Annotated in this window: 24 protein-coding genes; 6 read left to right on the top strand and 18 right to left on the bottom strand. The window is 74.0% G+C overall.

Annotated features, from left to right (window positions below; genetic code table 11):
• Positions 1-122: 122 nt before the first annotated feature.
• From ACF1A5_RS22435 to ACF1A5_RS22425, 3 genes are all read right to left on the bottom strand, one after another.
• The gene (locus tag ACF1A5_RS22435) at positions 123-623 is read right to left on the bottom strand and encodes a DUF2752 domain-containing protein (RefSeq protein WP_392194624.1); all 501 of its coding nucleotides are present in this window, start codon (positions 621-623) and stop codon (positions 123-125) included.
• Between the two features lie 122 nt (positions 624-745).
• Positions 746-997: an HGxxPAAW family protein gene (locus tag ACF1A5_RS22430; protein WP_392194623.1), complete on the bottom strand. Its 252-nt coding sequence runs from the start codon at positions 995-997 to the stop codon at positions 746-748.
• A gap of 233 nt (positions 998-1,230) precedes the next feature.
• Positions 1,231-1,878: a TIGR02234 family membrane protein gene (locus tag ACF1A5_RS22425; protein ID WP_392194622.1), complete on the bottom strand. Its 648-nt coding sequence runs from the start codon at positions 1,876-1,878 to the stop codon at positions 1,231-1,233.
• A 258-nt stretch (positions 1,879-2,136) separates the two neighbouring features.
• On the opposite strand from ACF1A5_RS22425, the gene ACF1A5_RS22420 reads away from it, so the two are divergent.
• Positions 2,137-3,354, top strand: coding sequence for a peptidase S8 (locus ACF1A5_RS22420; RefSeq protein WP_392194621.1), 1,218 nt, complete (start codon positions 2,137-2,139; stop codon positions 3,352-3,354).
• Between the two features lie 30 nt (positions 3,355-3,384).
• Here the strand turns inward: ACF1A5_RS22420 and ACF1A5_RS22415 are convergent, their stop codons facing one another.
• A complete protein-coding gene (locus tag ACF1A5_RS22415; RefSeq protein WP_392194620.1) occupies positions 3,385-4,884 on the bottom strand; it encodes an anthranilate synthase component I in 1,500 nt (499 codons plus the stop codon).
• An 11-nt stretch (positions 4,885-4,895) separates the two neighbouring features.
• Complete coding sequence (hisI, locus tag ACF1A5_RS22410) at positions 4,896-5,288, bottom strand: phosphoribosyl-AMP cyclohydrolase (protein WP_392194619.1); 393 nt, start codon at positions 5,286-5,288, stop codon at positions 4,896-4,898.
• A gap of 116 nt (positions 5,289-5,404) precedes the next feature.
• Between hisI and ACF1A5_RS22405 the strand changes: the two genes are divergently transcribed.
• Complete coding sequence (locus tag ACF1A5_RS22405; RefSeq protein WP_392194618.1) at positions 5,405-6,040, top strand: TIGR03085 family metal-binding protein; 636 nt, start codon at positions 5,405-5,407, stop codon at positions 6,038-6,040.
• A 71-nt stretch (positions 6,041-6,111) separates the two neighbouring features.
• Here the strand turns inward: ACF1A5_RS22405 and ACF1A5_RS22400 are convergent, their stop codons facing one another.
• The 10 genes from ACF1A5_RS22400 to hisD all read right to left on the bottom strand — a co-directional run bounded on the left by ACF1A5_RS22400 (position 6,112) and on the right by hisD (position 14,016).
• Positions 6,112-7,356: an MFS transporter gene (locus ACF1A5_RS22400; RefSeq protein ID WP_392194617.1), complete on the bottom strand. Its 1,245-nt coding sequence runs from the start codon at positions 7,354-7,356 to the stop codon at positions 6,112-6,114.
• Between the two features lie 179 nt (positions 7,357-7,535).
• Entirely contained in the window at positions 7,536-8,126 is a 591-nt protein-coding gene (locus ACF1A5_RS22395) for an ArsR/SmtB family transcription factor (protein ID WP_392194616.1), read from the bottom strand.
• Positions 8,127-8,280: 154 nt separating this feature from the next.
• Positions 8,281-9,036 (bottom strand): imidazole glycerol phosphate synthase subunit HisF, encoded by a 756-nt coding sequence (gene hisF / locus ACF1A5_RS22390; protein ID WP_356187616.1) that lies wholly within the window; start codon positions 9,034-9,036, stop codon positions 8,281-8,283.
• A complete protein-coding gene (locus tag ACF1A5_RS22385; RefSeq protein WP_392194615.1) occupies positions 9,033-9,428 on the bottom strand; it encodes a RidA family protein in 396 nt (131 codons plus the stop codon). The genes hisF and ACF1A5_RS22385 overlap by 4 nt, the downstream gene beginning before the upstream one ends.
• Positions 9,425-10,150 (bottom strand): bifunctional 1-(5-phosphoribosyl)-5-((5-phosphoribosylamino)methylideneamino)imidazole-4-carboxamide isomerase/phosphoribosylanthranilate isomerase PriA, encoded by a 726-nt coding sequence (priA, locus tag ACF1A5_RS22380; RefSeq protein ID WP_392194614.1) that lies wholly within the window; start codon positions 10,148-10,150, stop codon positions 9,425-9,427. The genes ACF1A5_RS22385 and priA overlap by 4 nt, the downstream gene beginning before the upstream one ends.
• Before the next feature lie 4 nt (positions 10,151-10,154).
• Positions 10,155-10,802, bottom strand: a complete 648-nt coding sequence (hisH, locus tag ACF1A5_RS22375) for an imidazole glycerol phosphate synthase subunit HisH (RefSeq protein WP_392194613.1) — start codon at positions 10,800-10,802, stop codon at positions 10,155-10,157.
• Entirely contained in the window at positions 10,793-10,957 is a 165-nt protein-coding gene (locus tag ACF1A5_RS22370; RefSeq protein WP_046729563.1) for a hypothetical protein, read from the bottom strand. Before ACF1A5_RS22370 ends, hisH begins: the two co-directional genes overlap by 10 nt.
• Before the next feature lie 4 nt (positions 10,958-10,961).
• Positions 10,962-11,555, bottom strand: coding sequence for an imidazoleglycerol-phosphate dehydratase HisB (gene hisB / locus ACF1A5_RS22365; RefSeq protein WP_356187626.1), 594 nt, complete (start codon positions 11,553-11,555; stop codon positions 10,962-10,964).
• Positions 11,552-12,694, bottom strand: a complete 1,143-nt coding sequence (locus tag ACF1A5_RS22360) for a histidinol-phosphate transaminase (protein WP_392194612.1) — start codon at positions 12,692-12,694, stop codon at positions 11,552-11,554. The genes hisB and ACF1A5_RS22360 overlap by 4 nt, the downstream gene beginning before the upstream one ends.
• Positions 12,691-14,016 (bottom strand): histidinol dehydrogenase, encoded by a 1,326-nt coding sequence (gene hisD, locus ACF1A5_RS22355; protein ID WP_392194611.1) that lies wholly within the window; start codon positions 14,014-14,016, stop codon positions 12,691-12,693. The genes ACF1A5_RS22360 and hisD overlap by 4 nt, the downstream gene beginning before the upstream one ends.
• A 195-nt stretch (positions 14,017-14,211) precedes the next feature.
• Here hisD and ACF1A5_RS22350 point away from each other — a divergent pair, with 195 nt between their 5' ends.
• From ACF1A5_RS22350 to ybaK, 4 genes are all read left to right on the top strand, one after another.
• Positions 14,212-15,789 carry an oxidoreductase gene (locus ACF1A5_RS22350; protein ID WP_392194610.1) on the top strand — a complete coding sequence of 526 codons (1,578 nt, stop codon included), beginning with the start codon at positions 14,212-14,214 and terminating at the stop codon, positions 15,787-15,789.
• Positions 15,790-16,025: 236 nt separating this feature from the next.
• On the top strand, positions 16,026-17,051 hold the full coding sequence (locus tag ACF1A5_RS22345; RefSeq protein WP_392194609.1) for a hypothetical protein: 1,026 nt from the start codon (positions 16,026-16,028) through the stop codon (positions 17,049-17,051).
• An 11-nt stretch (positions 17,052-17,062) separates the two neighbouring features.
• Positions 17,063-17,803: an LON peptidase substrate-binding domain-containing protein gene (locus tag ACF1A5_RS22340; protein WP_392194608.1), complete on the top strand. Its 741-nt coding sequence runs from the start codon at positions 17,063-17,065 to the stop codon at positions 17,801-17,803.
• Positions 17,804-17,819: 16 nt separating this feature from the next.
• Positions 17,820-18,320: a Cys-tRNA(Pro) deacylase gene (gene ybaK / locus ACF1A5_RS22335; protein ID WP_392194607.1), complete on the top strand. Its 501-nt coding sequence runs from the start codon at positions 17,820-17,822 to the stop codon at positions 18,318-18,320.
• A 67-nt stretch (positions 18,321-18,387) separates the two neighbouring features.
• On the opposite strand, the gene ACF1A5_RS22330 is transcribed toward ybaK, so the two are convergent.
• From ACF1A5_RS22330 to ACF1A5_RS22320, 3 genes are all read right to left on the bottom strand, one after another.
• Positions 18,388-19,146: an AAA family ATPase gene (locus ACF1A5_RS22330; protein WP_392194606.1), complete on the bottom strand. Its 759-nt coding sequence runs from the start codon at positions 19,144-19,146 to the stop codon at positions 18,388-18,390.
• Positions 19,147-19,180: 34 nt separating this feature from the next.
• Complete coding sequence (locus tag ACF1A5_RS22325; protein ID WP_392194605.1) at positions 19,181-20,002, bottom strand: ABC transporter permease; 822 nt, start codon at positions 20,000-20,002, stop codon at positions 19,181-19,183.
• Between the two features lie 172 nt (positions 20,003-20,174).
• The gene (locus ACF1A5_RS22320) at positions 20,175-21,149 is read right to left on the bottom strand and encodes an ABC transporter ATP-binding protein (protein ID WP_392194709.1); all 975 of its coding nucleotides are present in this window, start codon (positions 21,147-21,149) and stop codon (positions 20,175-20,177) included.
• Positions 21,150-21,194: the final 45 nt, after the last annotated feature.

Raw genomic sequence — 21,194 nt, 5'->3', positions numbered from 1 at the left:
GCTACCCCCGGCGGCCGCCTCACGCGGACGAAACCGGTGGTCACTGCGATGGTATCCGGAGGACGGCGAAGCCCTCACATCCGGTTGACAGCGGTCCCACCCACTGGACATCCCTCCGCTGATCAGGGATGGAGCCAGGAGCCGAAGGGCAGGTTGCGGACCACGGTGAAGAGCAGCAGCAGGGCGCCGAGGCTCCACAGCACCACCGGCCCGGGCGCGCTCCGCGGCGGCCGGCCGCGGGCCGCGCCGACGGTCCAGACCGTCCACAGCACGGCGAAGGCCACGTAGCCCACGACGGCCGGGGCGTTGTCCCGCAGGGCGGCGAGGAGGTCTCCGTGGACGAAGGCGTGGGCGCTGCGCAGGCCGCCGCAGGCGGGGCAGTAGAGGCCGGTCAGGCGCAGCAGGGGGCAGACCGGGTAGTGGCCGGGCTCGTTGGGGTCCACGGCCCCGACGTAGGCGAAGGCCCCGGCGACGGCGGCCATGAGCCCGGCGGGAGCCGCCACCCGCCGCAGCGCGTCCGGGACCCGCAACGGCAGGGCGCGGCCGCGGTCCGTGCCCCTCGGGCGGGGGACGGGTGTACGGCCGTGGGTCACCCGCTGGCTGTCGGCGTTCACGCTTCGCATTCTGCCCCGCGCGGGACGAACGCGCGCGAGAGGCGGCCGGACCTCGTCGGGCCCCGGGCCGCCCCCCGCCACGTCACCGGGCTCCGCCGCGCGGACGCCGGCTCCCGTCCGCCGCGGCGGTGTCAGCCCTCGACGCCGGCCGGCTCACGCTCGCCCGCGACCTGGTGGACCGGGTGCACGTCCTTCGGCTGGCCGAGACCCATCATGCGCATGATGCCGCCGACCACACCGCCCAGCAGCGTGATGACGACGCCGATCCAGAAGCCGACGGGCTGGGCCATCACCATGAAGGCGCCCGCGACGCAGAAACCGATGAAGGCGATGATGACACCGGTCCAGGCGGCCGGGGTGTGACCGTGGCTGCTGCCCGCCATGACTTGCTCCTCGTTGCTGTGTACGTGTCTGAGCCGGACGCTCGAGGTCCATTGTCCCGTACCCGCCGAAGGCACGTGACCGGGGGTGGTCCCTCGGCACGCGCCGTAGGGCCCCCTTCGGGATCCTGCCGGGGCCGCGTGTTCGGCGCCCCGCAGGACACCGTCCCGCGGAGCCGGGCCGTCCGGGCGAAAGGCCCTGACCACCGTCCCGGGAGGGGGATCGCGGGGAACGGTCAGGCCGGTTCCGTGCCGGTGGGGTCCTCGCCTCGGTCGAGGGCCTTCCAGAGGTCCTCCGGACGGTCCGGGTCGACCGGGCGGGCCGCCCGGGCGCGGGGTGCCCCGGAGCGCTCGTAGCGACCGGACATGGCCGGCCAACGGTGGCCGTGGCGCAGGGCGAGCAGTCCGGCGAGCAGGAGCAGGGCGCCGCCGGCGGCCGCGACGTAGGGCCAGCCGGTGTGGCTGAGCGCGGTGGCGGTGGCGGCGGTGTTGCCGGAGGCCTGTGCGGCCTTGTCGTCGAGGGTGGAGCTGTCGGTGGCGCCGAGCACGGCCGCGGCGACGACGCCCGCGCCGGAGAGCGCGAGCAGGCCGGCGACCAGGAAGCGGCCGGCCCGGCGGACGGCGAAGACGGCGACGAGCGCGGCGAGGCCCACCACGGCGAGGGCCGCGGGCACGCCCGTGACCTCGCTGCCCTTGGCGGTCAGGGGGAAGGCGCCGCCGGCCACCGTCGCGGTGCCCTCCGCCCACTGCTGCCGGGAGGCCAGCAGCACCACGGCCGCGCCGAGCGCTCCGCACAGCAGGGCGACGGCGAGGCTGCGGCGGCCGGGCCGGGCGGGGGCGGCGGCTTCGGTACGGGGGTGAGGTACGGCAGTCACGCCCTCCACTATCACCCGAACCCCGGGCGAACCGTCATCCGGGGTTGGTAAACGCCGGGCCGCGCAACCCTTTCCCCATGATCTTGTCAGGGTCAGGACATGGTTGCCCCGGAAACGGCAAAGGATCGTTCTCGGTTCAACGTCCATCTTGTTGACGTGTCCGGGACACGCATACGTTCTGCCCGGCCGAAGCGCGCACCCCGCGCACCGGCTGCACCGCGCACCCCCCACATCTTCCCGGTTCACCCCTTCGTGGAGGAACGTACGTTGCGCAGAACCGTATCCGCATTCTCCGTGGCCACCCTCGCCACGGCCGCCCTCGCCCTGGCCGCACCGCTCGGCCAGGCGGCGTCCTCGACGTCCACGACGCACGGCGTCTCCGTCGCGCACTCCTGTGCGGCGCCGACGCAGAAGGACGTCATGGCCTGCAACGCGCTCAAGGTGACCGCGGGCACCCCCAGGTCCGCGCACGCGGAGAGCGCCCTCACGGCCGCCGCCGCACCCGCCGGCTACGGCCCCGCCTCGCTCCAGGCGGCCTACAAGCTGCCCTCGTCCACCGGGGGTTCGGGCCAGACGGTGGCGATCGTCGACGCCTACGACGACCCGAACGCCGAGGCCGACCTCGGGGTCTACCGCTCGCAGTACGGGCTGCCCGCCTGCACCACGGCCAACGGCTGCTTCAAGAAGGTCGACCAGAACGGCGGCACCAGCTACCCACGCGGCGACTCGGGCTGGGCGGAGGAGATCTCCCTCGACCTCGACATGGTCAGCGCGGCCTGCCCCAACTGCAAGATCCTGCTGGTGGAGGCCAGTTCGGCGACCATGACCAACCTCGGCACGGCCGTGAACACGGCGGTGAACCTGGGCGCCAAGTTCGTCTCCAACAGCTACGGCGGCTCCGAGTCCTCCAACGACGCCACCTACGACTCCTCGTACTTCAACCACCCGGGCGTCGCCATCACCGTCTCCTCCGGTGACAACGGCTACGGCGTGGAGTACCCGTCCGCCTCGCGGTACGTGACGGCCGTCGGCGGCACGTCCCTGAACACCGCCTCCAACTCCCGCGGCTGGACGGACACCGTGTGGAGCGGGGCCGGCTCCGGCTGTTCGGCCTACGACGCCAAGCCGACCTGGCAGACCGACGGCGGCTGCGCCAAGCGGACCGTCGCCGACGTCTCCGCGGTCGCCGATCCGAACACCGGCGTCGCGGTCTACGACAGCTACCGCTCGGCCACCGGCTGGATGGTCTTCGGCGGCACCAGCGCCTCGGCGCCGCTGATCGCGGCCACCTACGCGCTGGCGGGCGCCCCGTCCTCCGGCTCCTACCCGGCGTCCTTCCCGTACGCCCACACGTCGTCCCTGTTCGACGTGACCAGCGGCTCCAACGGAAGCTGCGGCGGCTCGTACCTGTGCACCGGCACCACCGGGTACGACGGGCCGACCGGGCTCGGCGTCCCGAACGGAACGGCGGCCTTCACCGGCTGAACCACCGTTGCACGGCCGCCGGACCGTAGCTCAACGGCCCTGTGAGCCGAGCCGGTCGGCCGTGTGCACCGCACGGAGGACGGCCGCCGCCTTGTTGCGGCACTCGGTGTCCTCGGCGAGCGGGTCGGAGTCGGCGACGATGCCGGCTCCGGCCTGCACGTACGCCGTGCCGTCGCGCAGCAGGGCGGTGCGGATGGCGATGGCGGTGTCGGAGTCGCCGGCGAAGTCGAGGTAGCCGACGCAGCCGCCGTACAACCCCCGCCGGGACGGCTCCAGTTCGTCGATGATCTGCATGGCGCGCGGCTTCGGCGCGCCGGACAGGGTGCCGGCCGGGAAGCAGGCCGTCAGCACGTCGAAGGCGGTGCGGCCCGCCGCGACCCGGCCGGTCACGGTCGAGACGATGTGCATGACGTGCGAGTACCGCTCGACGGACATGAAGTCGACGACCTCGACCGAGCCGGGCTCGCAGACCCGCCCCAGGTCGTTGCGTCCGAGGTCGACGAGCATCAGGTGCTCGGCCCGCTCCTTGGGGTCGGCCATCAGCTCGTCGGCGAGGGCCTGGTCCTCCTGCGGGGTGGCGCCCCGCGGGCGGGTGCCGGCGATGGGGTGCACCATCGCCCGCCCGTCCTCGACCTTCACCAGCGCCTCGGGGGACGAGCCGACCACGTCGAAGCCGTCGAACCGGAAGAGGTACATGTACGGCGAGGGGTTGGTGGCCCTCAGCACCCGGTAGACGTCCAGCGCGCTCGCGGTGCACGGGGTCTCGAAGCGCTGCGAGGGGACGACCTGGAAGGCCTCGCCCGCGCGAATGCGCTCCTTGATGTCCTCGACGGCCACCTGGAAGTCCGGGCCGCCCCAGCGGGCGGTGTACTCGGGCAGCTCCGAGGGCGGCAGCACGGCCGGGGGCTGGGCGACCGGGCGGGCCAGGTCCGCCTCCATCGCGTCCAGGCGGGCCACCGCGTCGGCGTAGGCCTCGTCGACGCCGGTGTCGAGGTCGTTGTGGTTGATCGCGTTGGCGATCAGCAGCACCGTGCCGTCCCAGTGGTCGAGGACGGCGAGGTCGGAGGTGAGCAGCATGGTCAGCTCGGGCAGCCCGAGGTCGTCCCGCTCACCGGGGCCGATCTTCTCCAGGCGGCGCACGATGTCGTACCCCAGGTAGCCGACCATGCCGCCGGTGAAGGGCGGCAGGCCCAGGTCGTGCGCGAGGTCGCGGGGCGTGTGCAGGGTCTCGACGGTGGCGCGCAGGGCGGCCAGCGGGTCGCCCTCGACGGGCACGCCGACCGGCGGGGCGCCGAGCCAGTGGGTCCGGCCGTCCCGCTCGGTGAGGGTGGCGGCGCTGCGCACGCCGACGAAGGAGTAGCGGGACCACGAGCGGCCGTTCTCCGCGGACTCCAGCAGGAACGTGCCGGTGCGCTCGGCGGCGAGCTTGCGGTAGAGCGCGACCGGGGTGTCGCCGTCGGCCAGGAGCTTGCGGGTCACGGGAATGACCCGGCGGTCGGTGGCCAGCTTGCGGAAGGTCTCGAGGTCCATGGCGGTCGGCCTCACTGATCCGAGCCCGGGACGCCGGAAACGGCGTCCTTGAGCAGTACGTCGGCGTCGAAGCAGGTACGGGCGCCGGTGTGGCAGGCCGCGCCGACCTGGTCGACCTTGACCAGCAGGGTGTCGGCGTCGCAGTCCAGGGCGACGGACCGGACGTGCTGGACGTGGCCGGAGGTGTCGCCCTTGACCCAGTACTCGCGGCGGCTGCGCGACCAGTAGGTGCAACGGCCGGTGGTCAGCGTGCGGTGCAGCGCCTCGTCGTCCATCCAGCCGAGCATCAGCACCTCTCCGGTGTCGTACTGCTGGGCGATCGCGGGGAGGAGCCCGTCGGCGCTGCGCTTGAGGCGCGCGGCGATCTCGGGGTCGAGGCTGCTGTGCGGCGGCGTGCTGGTCATGGATGCCATTGTGCCGCGCGGGACCGGTGGAACCGGCCGCGGTCCACTGGCTGGGCGGCCGCGGCGCGCGGCCCCGCCGGGTGGGGGTACCTCCTACGTGGTCGTAGGCTGACCCTATGTCGACCTTTGCCCAGCGTGAACGGCTCCTGCTCGCCGACCTTCTGGAGACCGCGGGCCCCGACGCCGACACCCTCTGCGAGGGCTGGCGTACCCGTGACCTCGCCGCCCACGTGGTGGTGCGCGAGCGCCGTCCCGACGCGGTGACGGGCGTGCTGATCAAGCAGCTCGCCCCCCGCCGGGAGAAGGTGCTGCAGGAGTACGCCGAGAAGCCGTACGAGGAGCTGATCCGGCTGATCCGCACCGGGCCGCCGCGCTTCTCCCCCTTCCAGATCAAGCAGCTCGACGAGGCGGCCAACACCGTCGAGTTCTACGTCCACGCGGAGGACGTCCGCCGCGCCCAGCCCGACTGGGCACCGCGCGAGCTCGACCCCGTCTTCCAGGACGCCCTGTGGTCCCGGCTGGAGCGGGTGGCCCGGCTGCTGGGGCGCGGCATCCCGACCGGTCTGGTGCTGCGCCGCCCCGACGGGCAGACTGTCGTCGCCCACCGCGGCGCGCCGGTCGTGACGGTGACCGGCGAGCCCTCGGAGCTGCTGCTGTTCGCGTTCGGGCGGCAGAGCGCGGCGCACGTGGAAGTGGACGGCGACCAGGACGCCGTCACGAAGCTGCACGGGGCCAAGCAGCTCGGCTTCTGAGACGGGGCGCGCGGGTCGGGACGCCGGCCGGGCCCGCGGTTCAGCACGGGACAACCGCCGGCCGGCCCGGTTCAGCGCGGGAGTTCGGCGTGGCGCAGGGCGCCGGAGCACAGGGCCAGCAGGCCGCTCAGGGCGCAGAGCGCGGCGCAGACGGTGAACACCGGGCCGGTGCCCCACCGTTCGACGGCCGCGCCGACGAGCGGGAAGGTGAGTGGCGCGACGCCGAAGCTGACCAGGGTGGAGGCCGAGGTGACCCGCCCGGCGTAGGCGGGGCCCGCCGCGGCCTGCACCAGCGCCCCGGACAGGGCCCCGCCCATCCCCGCCAGCAGGCCGATCAGCAGGGCGGCGACCGCCGCGGCGGCCACCGCCGGCACCTGGGCGAGCCCCCCGACGGCGAGGGCCCCCGCGCTCTCCGCCACGGCCAGGACCAGCCCGGCGCGGGGCACCCGTCCGCGCACGGTGAGCAGCAGTGAGGCGGCCCCGGCTCCGAGGCCGAACCCGCCCAGCACCCAGCCCATGCCGGACGAGCCCCAGCCGCGCTGCTCCGCCAGCAGGGTCAGCCCGAGGTTCATCGGGCCGACGAAGCCCAGGTCGCCGAGGGCGATGACGACGACCAGGGCGCGGAGCACGGGGTCCCGGCCGATCCGGCGGAAACCGTCGCACAGCTCGGCCAGGACGGCCCCCCGCTCCGTGCGGTCGTCCGGGGGAAGCTCCCGGACCCGGAGGGTCAGCAGCACCGGCAGGGACACGCCGATGAGCAGCGCGGCCAGTCCGAAGGCACCGGCGGTGCCGCCGAGCGCGACACCGAGCCCGCCGAGCGGTCCGCCGAGGACGGTGGCCAGCCGGACGGCGAAGCCCCGCATGCCCTGGACCCGGGCGAGCTGTGCGGGGGCGGCGATCCGGACGGGCAGGGCGCCCGCGGCGGGCAGGAAGACGGCGTCGACGACCCCGAAGAGGACCGCCACCACGCCCAGCGTCCACAGCCCGGGCCCGGTCGCGAGGAGCAGCCCGGCCGCGGCGAGCACCAGGGCGCAGCGCGCCGTGCCGCTGCCGACGACCACCCGGCGCGGGCCGTAGCGGTCGGCGACCACTCCCCCGCCGAGCATCAGCAGGGCCCGCGGCACGGCACCGGCCGCCGTCACGATCCCCGCCTGCGCGGGCGTCCCGGCCTGGACGGCCGCCCAGGACAGCGCGATGAAGTAGACGCTGTCGCCGATCGCCGACGAGGTGTAGGCGCCCAGCCAGCGCAGCACGTTCGGATCGCGGTGGGCGGCCCGCTCCGGGACGGAGACCGGTGGTACGGCGGTGGCGGTCATGCGGACGGTCCTCTCGGGCACGCGAGCACGGATCGGGCGGGGCGGGGCGGGGCGAAACGATCGGGCGGAAGCGATCGGGCGGGGCGGATCGGGCGGAAGCGATCGGGCGGGGCGGATCGGGCGCGGAGGGAATCAGCCGCAGCACGGCCGGGGCGCGGAAGGGTCAGACGCGGAAGGGATCAGACGCGGAACGGGAAGGCGTTCAGATGCACGGCGACGTTCTCGCGGCCCGCGGTGTCCCCCGCCGCGTCGGCGGCGCGGCCCCGCTCCTCGTACCTCCGCAGCAGGGCCTGCGCCTCCCGGCCCAGTTCGAGAAGTTCGTCGGGCGTCAGCCTGAGCGCTGACTCGGCGGACTCGGCGGCGCGGTTCCACTCCGGACCCCAGTACGCCCGCTCGTCCAGGTAGCGCCGGTACATCTCGGCGCGCTGCTCGAAGAACAGGCGGCTGGCCGCGGTGTGCGCGGCCGCCTTCTCGGGGGCGTCGCGGAAGTCCTCGTCGCGGATGCTCACCCCGTCGGAGGCGGGCTCCCACCACCGCTCCCGGCTGTCCGTGCTGCGCGGTCGGGCCTCCTCGATGAGCCCGAACTCGGCGAGCTTGCGCAGGTGGTAGCTGACCAGGGAGACGGCCTCGTCGACCTGCTCGGCGAGCTGCGAGGCGGTCGCGGCCCGCGCGACGATCAACCCCCGGTACAGCTTCATCCGCAGGGGGTGGGCGAGCGCCTTGAGCGTGCCCAGGTCGGTGATGCGGCGGTCCCTGTCCTTGCTGCTCATGACCTCAGGCTAGATGCGAAGGAAAAATTGCACAACATATTTTGCGCAACTTCTCTTTCGCATCTGCCCGCGAAGAAGCCCCGGCCACCCATCGGGCAACCGGGGCCGGAGGCGCGGACCGTCACGTCCGGCGGGGCCGGTACGGCCCGGCCGGTCACCGCACGGGATGCCCCGCCTCCCGCAGCGTCTGCTTCACCTCGCCGATGCGCAGGTCGCCGAAGTGGAAGACCGAGGCCGCGAGCACCGCGTCCGCGCCGGCCGCGACGGCCGGCGGGAAGTCGGCGAGCCGCCCGGCGCCGCCCGAGGCGATCAGCGGGACGCTGACGTGCTTGCGGACGGCCGTGATCATCTCCAGGTCGTAGCCGTCCTTCGTGCCGTCGGCGTCCATGGAGTTGAGCAGGATCTCGCCCGCGCCCAGCTCGGCCGCCCGGTGCGCCCACTCCACGGCGTCGATGCCGGTGCCGCGACGGCCGCCGTGGGTGGTCACCTCGAAGGTGCCGCCCTCCGTGCGCCGGGCGTCGACCGACAGGACCAGCACCTGGCGGCCGAAGCGCTCGGCGATCTCGCGGATCAGGTCCGGGCGGGCGATCGCGGCCGTGTTCACGCCCACCTTGTCGGCGCCGGCCCGCAGCAGCCGGTCCACGTCCTCGGCCGTGCGGACCCCGCCGCCGACCGTGAGCGGGATGAACACCTGCTCGGCCGTGCGGCGCACGACGTCGTACGTCGTCTCCCGGTCGCCCGAGGAGGCGGTGATGTCCAGGAACGTCAACTCGTCGGCGCCCTCGGCGTCGTACACCTTGGCCATCTCGACGGGGTCGCCCGCGTCGCGCAGGTTCTGGAAGTTGACGCCCTTGACGACCCGGCCGTTGTCCACGTCCAGGCAGGGGATGACTCGGACGGCCAGCGTCATGCGGACACTCCTCGGAACGCCTCCACCTCGACCTGGACGACCAGACCGGGGTCCACGAAACCGGAGACGATGGTCATGGACGCGACGGGCCGGACGGCGTCGAACAGCTCCTTGTGAGCGCGTCCGACATCCTCCACGTCCCGGGCGTGGGTCAGGTACATGCGCGTCCGCACGACGTCTTCGCGGCCGAGGCCCAGTTGCGCCAGCGCCGCGAACGCGACGTTGAAGGCGTTGACCGTCTGCTCGTACGGACCGCCCCCGGCGATCTCGCCGTCGACCATCGACGTGCAGCCCGCGACCAGGACCAGCCCGTTCGGCAGCTCCACCGCGCGGGAGTAGCCGAAGGCGTCCTCCCAGGGCGCGCCGGTCGTGACGCGTCGTACGTCGCTCACTGGGCCACCGCCTCCAGCGCCTCTTCGAGGGTGAACGCCTTCGCGTACAGCGCCTTCCCGACGATCGCGCCCTCGACACCGAGCGGCACCAGGCCGGCGATGGCGCGCAGGTCGTCCAGCGAGGACACGCCGCCGGAGGCGACCACCGGGCGGTCCGTCGCCGCGCACACGTTCCTCAGCAGCTCCAGGTTCGGGCCCTGCAGCGTGCCGTCCTTGGCGATGTCGGTGACGACGTAGCGCGCGCAGCCCTCCTTGTTCAGCCGCTCCAGCGTCTCGTACAGATCGCCGCCGTCGCGGGTCCAGCCGCGGCCGCGCAGGGTGGTGCCGCGTACATCCAGACCGACCGCGATCTTGTCGCCGTGCTCGGCGATGACCTTGGCGACCCACTCGGGGGTCTCCAGGGCGGCCGTGCCGAGGTTGACGCGGGTGCAGCCGGTGGCCAGGGCGGCGGCGAGCGAGGCGTCGTCGCGGATTCCGCCGGACAGCTCCACCTTGATGTCCATCGCCTTCGCGACCTCCGCGATCAGCTCGCGGTTGTCGCCGGTGCCGAACGCGGCGTCCAGGTCGACCAGGTGCAGCCACTCGGCGCCGGAGCGCTGCCAGGCCAGGGCGGCCTCCAGCGGGGAGCCGTAGGAGGTCTCCGTGCCGGACTCGCCGTGCACGAGGCGGACGGCCTGGCCGTCGCGGACGTCGACGGCGGGGAGGAGTTCGAGCTTGGCCATGTCTCTACAGGGTTCCGATCCAGTTGGTGAGCAGCTGCGCGCCGGCGTCGCCGGACTTCTCGGGGTGGAACTGCGTGGCCCACAGGACGCCGTTCTCCACGGCGGCCACGAACGGCTTGCCGTGGGTCGCCCAGGTGACCTTGGGGGCCTGCATCGCCGGGCTCTCGCTCTCCAGGCGCCAGTCGTGGACGGCGTAGGAGTGCACGAAGTAGTAACGCTCGTCCGCGTCCAGACCGGCGAACAGCTCGGAGTCCGCCGGTGCCTCGACGGTGTTCCAGCCCATGTGGGGCACCACCTCGGCCCGGAGCGGCTCGACCGTGCCGGGCCACTCGTCCAGGCCCTCGGCCTCGACTCCGTGCTCGATGCCGCGCGCGAACAGGATCTGCATCCCGACGCAGATGCCGAGCACCGGGCGCCCGCCGGCCAGCCGCCGGTCGACGACCCAGTCGCCGCGCGCCTCCTTGAGGCCCTTCATGCAGGCGGCGAAGGCGCCGACGCCCGGCACCAGCAGGCCGTCGGCGTTCATCGCCCGGTCGAAGTCACGGGTGATCTCCACGTCGGCGCCCGCGCGGGCGAGGGCGCGCTCGGCGGAGCGGACGTTGCCGAAGCCGTAGTCGAAGACCACGACGCTCTTGGTCGCGCTCAATTCCACACCTCCAGCCGCATGACGCCGGCCACCAGGCACATGGCCGCGCCGATGGACAGCAGCACGATCAGGCTCGTGGGCATCTTCTGCTTGACGAAGGAGATGATCCCGCCGACGAGGAAGAGTCCGACGACGATCAGGACGGTCGACAGTCCGTTCATGGCTCTACAGCGCGCCCTTCGTGGACGGGATGATGCCGGCCGCGCGCGGGTCGCGCTCGCTGGCGTACCGCAGGGCCCGGGCCAGCGCCTTGAACTGGCACTCCACGATGTGGTGCGCGTTGCGCCCGTAGGGCACGTGGACGTGCAGCGCGATCTGCGCCTGGGCGACGAAGGACTCCAGGACGTGCCGGGTCATCGTGGTGTCGTACTCGCCGATCATCGGCGCCATCTTCTCGGGCTCGGTGTGCACGAGGTAGGGGCGTCCGGAGAGGTCGACGGTGACCTGGGCGAGGGACTCGTCCAGCGGGACCGTGCAGTTGCCGAAGCGGTAGATGCCCACCTTGTCGCCGAGCGCCTGCCGGAAGGCGGCGCCCAGCGCGAGGGCGGTGTCCTCGATGGTGTGGTGGGAGTCGATGTGCAGGTCGCCCTCGGTCTTCACGGTCAGGTCGAACAGACCGTGCCGGCCGAGCTGGTCGAGCATGTGGTCCCAGAAGCCGACGCCGGTGGCGATGTCGGTCCTTCCGGTGCCGTCGAGGTCGATCTCGACGACGACCGAGGTCTCCTTGGTGGTGCGCTCCACGCGCCCGACGCGGCTCATGCGCTCTGCTCCTTCGGGGGTGCGGGGGTGTCGTCCCCCACGAGACAGTTCAGTTCACGGACGGCGTCGAGGAACGCGTCGTTCTCCTCCGGGGTTCCGGCGGTGACCCGCAGCCGGCCCGGGACGCCGTTGTCCCGGACCAGGACGCCCCGGTCGAGGATCCGCCGCCAGGCCGTGTGGGAGTCGGCGAACCGTCCGAACTGGACGAAGTTCGCGTCCGAGGCGGTGACGTCGTAGCCGAGCGCGCGCAGCTCGGTGACCAGCCGGTCCCGCTCGGTCTTCAGCTGCTCGACGTACTTCAGCAGCGTGTCGGTGTGCTCCAGGGCGGCCAGCGCGGTCGCCTGGGTGACCGCGGAGAGGTGGTACGGCAGTCGGACGAGCTGGACGGCGTCCACGACGGCCGGGTGCGCGGCGAGGTAGCCGAGGCGGAGGCCGGCGGCGCCGAACGCCTTGGACATGGTGCGGGAGATCACCAGGTGGGGCCGGCCCTCGAGCAGCGGCAGCAGCGAGTCGCCGTGGCTGAACTCGACGTACGCCTCGTCGACGATCACCATCGACGGCCGGGCCGCCTGCGCCGCGTCGTACAGCGCGAGGACCGTCTCGGGCGGGACCGCGTTGCCCGTGGGGTTGTTGGGGGTGGTGACGAAGACGACGTCCGGGCGGTGCTCGGCGATCGCCTTCTCGGCGGCGGGGAGGTCGATGGTGAAGTCCTCGGCACGCGGGCCGGAGATCCAGCCCGTCCCCGTGCCGCGCGCGATGAGCGCGTGCATCGAGTACGACGGTTCGAAGCCGATCGCCGTGCGGCCCGGTCCGCCGAAGGTCTGCAGGAGCTGCTGGATGACCTCGTTGGAGCCGTTGGCCGCCCAGACGTTCTCCGGGCCGACGGCGTACTTGCCGGTGTCCGTCAGGTATTCGGCGAGCCGGGTGCGCAGCTCGACCGCGTCCCGGTCCGGGTAGCGGTTGAGGTGGCGGGCCGCCTCGCGGACCCGCTCGGTGATCCGCTCGACCAGCGGTTCGGGCAGCGGGTAGGGGTTCTCGTTGGTGTTCAGCCGTACGGGGACGTCCAGCTGGGGCGCTCCGTAGGGGGACTTGCCGCGCAGCTCGTCCCGTACGGGGAGATCGTCGATTCCGAGGTTCACTTGCTCGTCGGTACCTTCCAGCCGAACCTGGCCTTGATCGCCGCGCCGTGCGCCGGCAGGTCCTCCGCCTCCGCCAGCGTCACCACGTGGTGGGCGACCTCGGCGAGCGCGTCCCGCGTGTAGTCGACGATGTGGATGCCGCGCAGGAAGGACTGGACGGACAGACCCGAGGAGTGGCAGGCGCAGCCGCCGGTCGGGAGCACGTGGTTGGACCCGGCCGCGTAGTCGCCGAGGGAGACGGGGGCCCAGGGCCCGACGAAGATCGCGCCGGCGTTCCTCACCCGGTCGGCGACCGCGGCCGCGTCGGCGGTCTGGATCTCCAGGTGCTCGGCGCCGTAGGCGTCGACCACGCGCAGGCCCTCGTCGATGCCGTCGACCAGCACGATCGCGGACTGCCTGCCCGCGAGCGCCGGGCGGATCCGGTCCTCGACGTGCCGGGTCGCCGCGACCTGCGGCTCCAGCTTCTTCTCCACCGCGTCCGCGAGCTCGGTGGAGTCGGTGACGAGGACGGCGGCGGCGAGCGGGTCGTGCTCGGCCTGGCTGATCAGGTCGGAGGCGACGTGCACCGGGTCGGCGGTGGAGTCCGCGAGGATCGCGATCTCGGTCGGGCCGGCCTCGGCGTCGATGCCGATCTTTCCGGTGAAGTAGCGCTTGGCGGCGGCGACCCAGATGTTGCCGGGGCCGGTGACCATGGTGGCGGGCGGGCAGGACTCGGTGCCGTGGGCGAACATGGCGACGGCCTGGGCGCCGCCCACCGCGTACACCTCGCCGACGCCGAGCAGGGCGCAGGCGGCGAGGATCGTCGGATGCGGCAGGCCGCCGAACTCCGCCTGCGGCGGGGAGGCGAGCGCGATCGACTCGACGCCGGCCTCCTGGGCGGGCACCGCGTTCATGACCACGGAGGACGGGTAGACCGACCGGCCGCCGGGCGCGTACAGCCCGACCCGGTCGACGGGCACCCACTTCTCGGTCACCGAGCCGCCGGGCACCACCTGGGTGGTGTGCGGGGAGCGGCGCTGCTCGCGGTGGACGAGCCGGGCGCGCCGGATGGACTCCTCCAGGGCCGCGCGGACGGCCGGGTCGAGCCGCTCCAGGGCGTCCTTGAGCGCCCGTTCCGGGACCCGGACGGATTCCAGGCGTACGCCGTCGAACTTCTCGGCGAAGTCGATCAGCGCCGCGTCGCCGCGATGATGCACGGCCTCGCAGATCGGACGCACCCTCTCCAGGGCGGCCGCGACGTCGAAGTCGGCTCGGGGCAGCAGGTCGCGCAGGGCGGGGCCCTCGGGAAGGGCGTCGCCGCGCAGATCGATTCGGGAGATCACGCAACCAATTCTCTCAGACCGGCGTACGGCGTCGTTCGCCTGTATCAATGGCTGATACAGAGTGTCCGCCTCCCGTGACCCGTCCGGCCGCCGCAACCCGGAAGATCCCCGTCACGTCTTGTGTTCAGACCGTCACGCAACGGGCATGAACGGTTGTACGAAACCGGCGAGTAGCCAGGGGAGGGAGGGGGCGACGTGACCGAGGGGGCCGCCGCACGCGCCGGGGACCTGCCCGACGACCTGACCGCCACCGAGGCGGGCATGTGGCAGGCCTTCCGCAACGGCAGCGCGTACGACCTGCGCAGCGGGGACAGGGTGGTCGACGATCCGCACGGCGGGCACCCCTGGGGGCCCGAGCGGACCGTGCGGGCGCGCATCGTCTGCTGGCTGCTGCTCGACGGGCCGCCCGCGCTGGCGGGCCGCGTGTCGTCGCTGAAGCTCGTCGGGGTGCGGATCGACGGCGTGCTGGACCTCGCGGGCGGCACGGTGGTGCCGTACGTGGAGCTGAAGGGCTGCCGGTTCGCACAGGAGGTCCGGCTGCCGGAGGCCCACTTCACGACCCTGCGGCTGGTGGACTGCTCGGTGCCGCGGCTGGAGGCGGCCCGCGTGCGCACGGAGGGCGACCTGCACCTGCCGCGCTGCCGCTTCCACGCCGGGGTGCGGCTGACCGACGCCCACATCGGCACGGACCTGCTGCTCAGCCAGGCGGTGGTGCACCACGACCGCAGCGGCCGGTCGATCGCCGCCGACGGCATGACGGTCGGCCAGGACCTCCAGGCGGAGCTGCTGGAGTCGTACGGCGAGTTCAGCCTGCGCAGTGCCAAGGTCGGTGTGTCGCTGAGCCTGCGCGGGGCGCGGCTCGCCAACCCGCGCGCGCGGCTCGCCCTGAACGCGCCCCAGCTGACCGTCGAGCGCACGCTCTACCTGACCCCGGCCGGCGTCGGCAATCCGCTGCTCAGCGGCATGACCCCGGAGCGCGGGACCCGGATCCAGCCGTTCACCTGCGAGGGCGGGGTGCGCTTGGACGACGGCCGGTTCGGGGACGCGGTGGACCTGGAGGGGGCCCGGTTCGCCTTCACCGACGACCAGGAGCTGTCGCTGCGCCGGGTGCAGGCGCCCGAGCTGCGCTTCCTCGGGGAGCGACCGGAGCGCGGCTCCGTGCTGCTGTCCGGGGCACGGATCGTGACCCTCGTCGACCGGGCGGCGGGCTGGCCGGGGCCGGGACGGCTGCACATGGGCGGCTTCGTCTACGAGAACCTCGTGCCACGGGGTCCGTTCCCGCTGGCCGAGCGCCTGGACTGGGTGGCCGCGGCGACCGCCGAGTACAACCCGGAGCCGTACGAACGGCTCGCGACCGTGCTGCGGGGGGCCGGTGAGGACGAGGACGCGCGCGAGGTGCTGCTCGCCAAGCAGCGCCGCCGCCGCGAGACCCTGCCGCCGGCCGCCAAGTTCTGGGGCCATGTGCAGGACTGGGCGGTCGCCTACGGGTACCGGCCGGGCCGGGCCGCGGTGTGGATGGCGGTGCTGTGGGCGGCCGGCTCGCTGGCCTTCGCCCGGGCGGGCCACCCCCCGGTCAGCCCCGACGAGCATCCGCAGTGGAACCCCGCGCTGTTCGCCCTCGACCTGCTGCTGCCGGTGATCGACCTCGGTCAGGTGGGCCAGTGGCAGCTGCGTGGGGCCTGGCAGTGGCTGGCCGCGGCGCTGATCCTGCTGGGCTGGATCCTGGCGACGACGGTGGCCGCGGGGGCCACCCGGCTGCTGCGGCGGAACTGAACACCCGGGCCACGCCTCGCACCGGGCACCGGTCGCCGGGCACGGCGCCAGGTGCCGGTCGCCGGGCACGGCACCGGGTGCCGGTCGCCGGGCACGGCACCGGGTGCCGGTCGCCGGGCACGGCGTTCCAGGAGCAGCCGACGGCCGTCACCCTTTGCCATCCCTTGACCCGCCCCCGTACAACTTTCCACAGTTCCGCTTTCCCCTCTGGCGTGTCCGCGACCTGCGGACTTTCAATGGTCGACACCATGGCTCTGCTGCCCCCCTTCATCCGCGCGTCCCGGATGACCCCGCCCGCCGCACCCGCCGTCCCCGTGGCCGACGACGAGGTGCTGCTCGACGCCCCCGACGACCGCCTGGCTCCCGCGCTGGTCGCGGCCGCGCAGGGCGTCTTCGGGCCCGCCGCCGAACTGCTCGCCACCACCCGGGCGCGGGCCGAGTGGGAGAACCGCGACCGGTACGCCCTGCGGCTGGCCGCCTTCGCCCGCTCCCGCCCCGGATGGCTGGACGCCTGGCGTGCCGCCGCCCCGCACGACCCGGACGCGCTGCTGGTCGCGGCCCAACTCGCGGTGGACCGCGCCTGGCTGTCCCCGGCCCGCGCCGAGCTGCTGCGCGAGGTGAGCCCGCTGATCACGGCCGCCGCGCGCGGCGACGCCCGGGACCCGGTCCCGTGGCGGGTCGCGCTGGACCACGCGCGCGGCGCGCGTGCCGGGCACCGCTACTTCGAGGAGCTGTGGGAGGCGGCGGTGCGCCGCGCCCCGCACCACTACGGCTGCCATGTCGCCGCCCTGCGCTACCTGGTGGCCTCCTGGCACGGCTCCCACCGCGAGTGCTTCGACTTCGCCGACCTCGCCGCGCAGGACGCCCCGGCCGGCTCGCTCGTCCAGGCCCTCCCAGTCCGGGCGGCCTTCGCCTACCTGACCGACGGCTGCGGCCCGGAGGTGCCACGCGCCCGGCTGGACGCGGCGGCCGACCGGGCGATCGCGCTCTCGGCCCGGTTCCCCGCCGCCGACCCCTGGCCTGCGGAGATCCGCAACCTGCTCGGGTACGTGCTGGCCCGGCTGGGACGCCAGGAGGACGCACGCCTCCAGCTGCGCCTCGTCGGCCCGTACGCCACGTCCTTCCCCTGGGACCGGGTGTCGGACGACCCGCTGGGCCTGTTCCTGAAGGTCCGCGACGACGTCGGGGCGGCACCCCTCGCGCGGCCCTCCCGGCACCCGCGGAACGAGCAGGGCGGACGCGTCCGCTCCGGCGACCATTAGGCTTCTGCGTCGTGACCACCCTCCGGCTCCCGCTCTTTCCCCTGAACTCGGTGCTGTTCCCGGGGCTGGTGCTTCCTCTGAACGTCTTCGAGGAGCGCTACCGCGCCATGATGCGCGCGCTCCTGAAGACGCCCGAGGAGGAACCGCGCCGGTTCGCCGTCGTGGCGATCCGCGACGGCCACGAGGTGGCCCTGAGCGCCCCCGGCATGCCCGACCCGACCGCCGAGCCCGAACGCGGCCCCGCGGCCGGCTTCGGCCCCGATCCGGCCGCCGCGTTCCACACCGTGGGCTGCGTGGCGGACGCGGCGACGGTCCGGGAGCGGGCCGACGGCACCTTCGAGGTGCTGGCGACGGGCACGACCCGGGTGCGGCTGCGGTCCGTCGACGCGAGCGGCCCGTTCCTGACGGCCGAGCTGGAGGAGCTGTCCGAGGAGCCCGGCGACGAGGCGGGCGCGCTCGCCGAGGGGGTGCTGCGGTCCTTCCGCCAGTACCAGAAGCGGCTGGCGGGCGCGCGCGAGCGGTCGCTCACCACCGGCGCGGAACTGCCGGACGAGCCGAGCGTGGTGTCGTACCTCGTGGCGGCGGCGATGGCGCTGGACACGCCGACGAAGCAGCGGCTGCTGCAGGCCCCGGACACCTCCTCCCGCCTGCGCGAGGAGCTGAGACTGCTGCGCACGGAGACGGCGATCATCCGTAATCTGCCGTCGCTGCCGGCCGTGGACCTGACCCGCGGCCCGACGAGCCTCAACTGAGGGAAGACAGGCCGGGATGGCGAAGAAGGCGAAGAAGCAGCAGCCCGGGGGCACGCCCGCGACGGTGGCCCTCACCGCGGCGGGCGTGGACTTCACGGTCCACTCCTACGACCACGACCCCTCCCACCCCTCCTACGGCGCGGAGGCGGCCGAGGCGATGGGCGTCTCCCCGGACCGCGTCTTCAAGACACTGGTGGCGGACGTCGACGGCGCCCTGACGGTGGCCGTGGTCCCGGTGGCGGGGTCCCTGGACCTGAAGGCGCTGGCCGCCGCGGTGGGCGGCAAGCGTGCGGCGATGGCGGACCCGGCCCTGGCCGAGCGGACCACCGGCTACGTCCGCGGCGGCATCTCCCCGCTCGGCCAGCGCAAGCGGCTGACCACGGTCCTGGACGACTCGGCGACGGCCCACGGCACGATCTGCGTGTCCGCGGGCCGCCGGGGTCTGGAGGTCGAGCTGTCCCCCGCCGACCTGGCACGGCTGACCGGCGCGGTGCTGGCACCGGTCGGGCGGGCCTGAGCGGGTTTCCCGCGCGGGCCTGAGCGGGTTTTCCCGCGAAGGCCCGAGCGGGGGGCGGGCGGGACCGCTACGCCGTCGGTGAGTCCCCGTGGGCACCGTGTCCGTAGGGGCCGTTCCCGTGGGCTCCGTGTCCGTAGGGGCCGTCGCCGTAGGGATCGGGGTCGCGGGGGCCGAACAGGGCGGTCAGGCCCAGGTGCACGACCAGCGCGGCCAGCGGCCAGGCGAGGAGCGCGCCCTTGGCGCTCAGCTTCAGCGGCGCCGGGAAGGTGACGCCCTTGCCGGCCGCCTTCGCGTGGGCGATGACGTCCTTGCCGGGCCCGAGCCAGATCCCGAACCGCCAGGCCAGCAGCGATCCGAGCAGACCGCCGACGCACAGCGCGACCACCAGCGGCACGCCGCCGCGCCGGCGCACCAGGAAGACGGCCAGCGCGCTCACCAGGCCGAAGGCCAGCGCCAGCAGCGTGAACGCGCCGTCCACGCCGATCGCCTGCTCCCCCTCGGTGTCCTTGAAGTAGACCACCCAGCCGTTGTCCACGACGTCGCCCACCAGCGGCACGTGCGGTGCCAGCCACCACCACAGCAGCCCCAGCAGCAGTCCGCCGAGCGCCACGGCCACGGTGACCACGGCGGCCTCCCGGACTTCGGTCTTCATACCGGGTCCGTCCTGTTCGTACGCGGTCGCCGCGACCCCGGCCCCGGGCCCGGCAGGCGGCACCTGCCAGGCCTGCCCGTGCGGGGCCTGCGGGGCCTGCGGGGCCTGTGCGGCCTCGGCGGACTGGGAGGGCCGCTGATGCGGCGGCGGAGGAGGAGTCAACGGAGCGGTCACCCTGTCATCGTGCCAGTTGGGTCCGACGGCCGCGTCACCGGACGGCCGCCCGCCGGTACGCCCAGGTGGCGAGGGCCAGGGAGACCACACCGACCGCGGCGCACACGGCCATGTCGCCGGCCACGAACGCCCAGTCGGGATGTGCCGAGAAGGTACGGGCGTAGGCCTCGACGCCGTACGTCGACGGCAGCAGGTCGCGGGCGAGGCGGACCACCTCCGGCATCCGGTCGGGCGGCAGCACCCCCAGCAGCAGCGCCGCCGACATGCCCAACTGGCCGAGCAGCGTGGCCAGTTCCGGTCGCGGGGCGAGCAGTCCGCAGGCCGCGCCGAGCCCGGAGAGCGCGGCACCGGCGAGCGGGATCACGGCGAGCAGCACCCACAGGTTCCCGAGCGGCAGCCCGAACAGCGCGCACCCGAAGACGGCGGTCACCACCGTCCCCGGCACGGTGAAGGAGGCGTACGCCGCGGCCGCGCCCAGCACCACCGCCGCGGGCGGAACCGGCAGCGTGGCGTAGTGGTCGAGGCCGCCGCTGGCCCGCAGGTGCCCGAAGTACTGCGCCAGCAGGTTCAGGGCGACATAGGCGACGACCACGATCGACGCCCCGGCCACGACGGACCGCGCCTCGCCGCCCCCGCCGACCACGCCGCGCATCATGACCATGATGCCGACGGACTGGAAGGTCGCCACGAACAGCAGCGGGATCCGCGCCACCCGCGCCCGGGACAGCTGGGCCCGGTACACGGCCGCGAGGGACGGCCACAGCCGCGCCCGCGGGGCGAGGACGGCCGCCTCACCGGCACCGCCGTCCTGCACGGCCGTGGCGCCGGGCAGCACACCGGCGGGTACGACACTCACGTCGAACTGCTCCTCTTCCCTGCGGCGAACGCGGTACGGGCCCCGGTCGCGTTCCGTCCTCCGGACGGGTTCCCCGCGGCGCCCGTGTAGTCCCTGCGGTCCCTGCGGTCCCTGCGGTCCGGGTGGTCCGCGGCGCCCGCGCAGTCTCCTACGGATGTGCCGGCCCGCGCGCTCATGCCTTCACCAGTCCCTGCCGGGCCGCGCCGCCGAGCGAAAGGTAGACGTCCTCCAGGCTGGGCGTGGCGAGGGTGAAGTCGTCCAGGGCGGCGAAGGCGGCGCCGCCGGTGACCGTGGCGACGGCCGCGCGGGCCTCATCGGGCGCGAGCCGCAGCGTCCAGCGCCGGCCCGCCTCCACGGCCCGCTCCCGAAGGGCGGCGACCTCGGCCACCTCCAGGGGCGCCCGGTCCCGCCAGACCAGTTCGACCCGGACCTCGCCGGAGACCCGTGCCTTCAGCCCGGCCGGGGTGTCGCAGGCGATGACCCGGCCCCGGTCGAGCACGGCGACCCGGTCGAGGACGGTCTCGGCCTCGATGACGTTGTGCGTGACCAGCAGGACCGTCGTGCCGTGTTCGGCGCGCCGGCTGTCGACGGCGGACCACACCGCGCGCCGGGCCACCGGGTCCATGCCGGTGGTGGGCTCGTCGAGCACGAGCAGCGGCCGCTCGCCGACCAGCGCGGCGGCGAAGCAGGCGAGCCGCCGCTGACCGCCGGAGAGCTTCTTCAGCGGACGCCCGGCGATCGGGCCGAGGCCCAGCTCGTCGAGGACGGCGTCACGTTCGGCGCGCGCCCGCCGGGCGTCCAGGCCGCGCAGCCGCCCGGTGGTCTCGGCGGCGAGCGAGACGGTCAGCTCGTCCAGGGCGGTGGACTCCTGCCCGAGGTAGGCGAGGATCCGGGCGGCCCGCTCGGGGTGCGCCACGATGTCGTGGCCCAGGATCTCGACGCTGCCGCGGTCCGGCCGCAGCAGCCCGGTGAGCTGCCGTACGAGGGTGGACTTGCCGGCGCCGTTCGGCCCGAGCAGCCCGAAGATCTCCCCGCGCCGGACGTCGAGGCCGACGCCGTCGCAGGCCAGCACCTCGGGCGCGGCGGGGACACCACGCCGGCCGCGCACCGCGGGATAGGTCTTGGTCAGTCCGCGCACCGCGCACACCACGCCGTCCCCGTGCCGAAGTGCCTGTGTCGCGCGCGTACTCAC

It is taken from the genome of Streptomyces sp. NPDC014864, assembly GCF_043081525.1.
In the GTDB taxonomy this organism is placed as follows: domain Bacteria; phylum Actinomycetota; class Actinomycetes; order Streptomycetales; family Streptomycetaceae; genus Streptomyces.
This window is presented reverse-complemented; position numbering and strand designations above follow the sequence as displayed.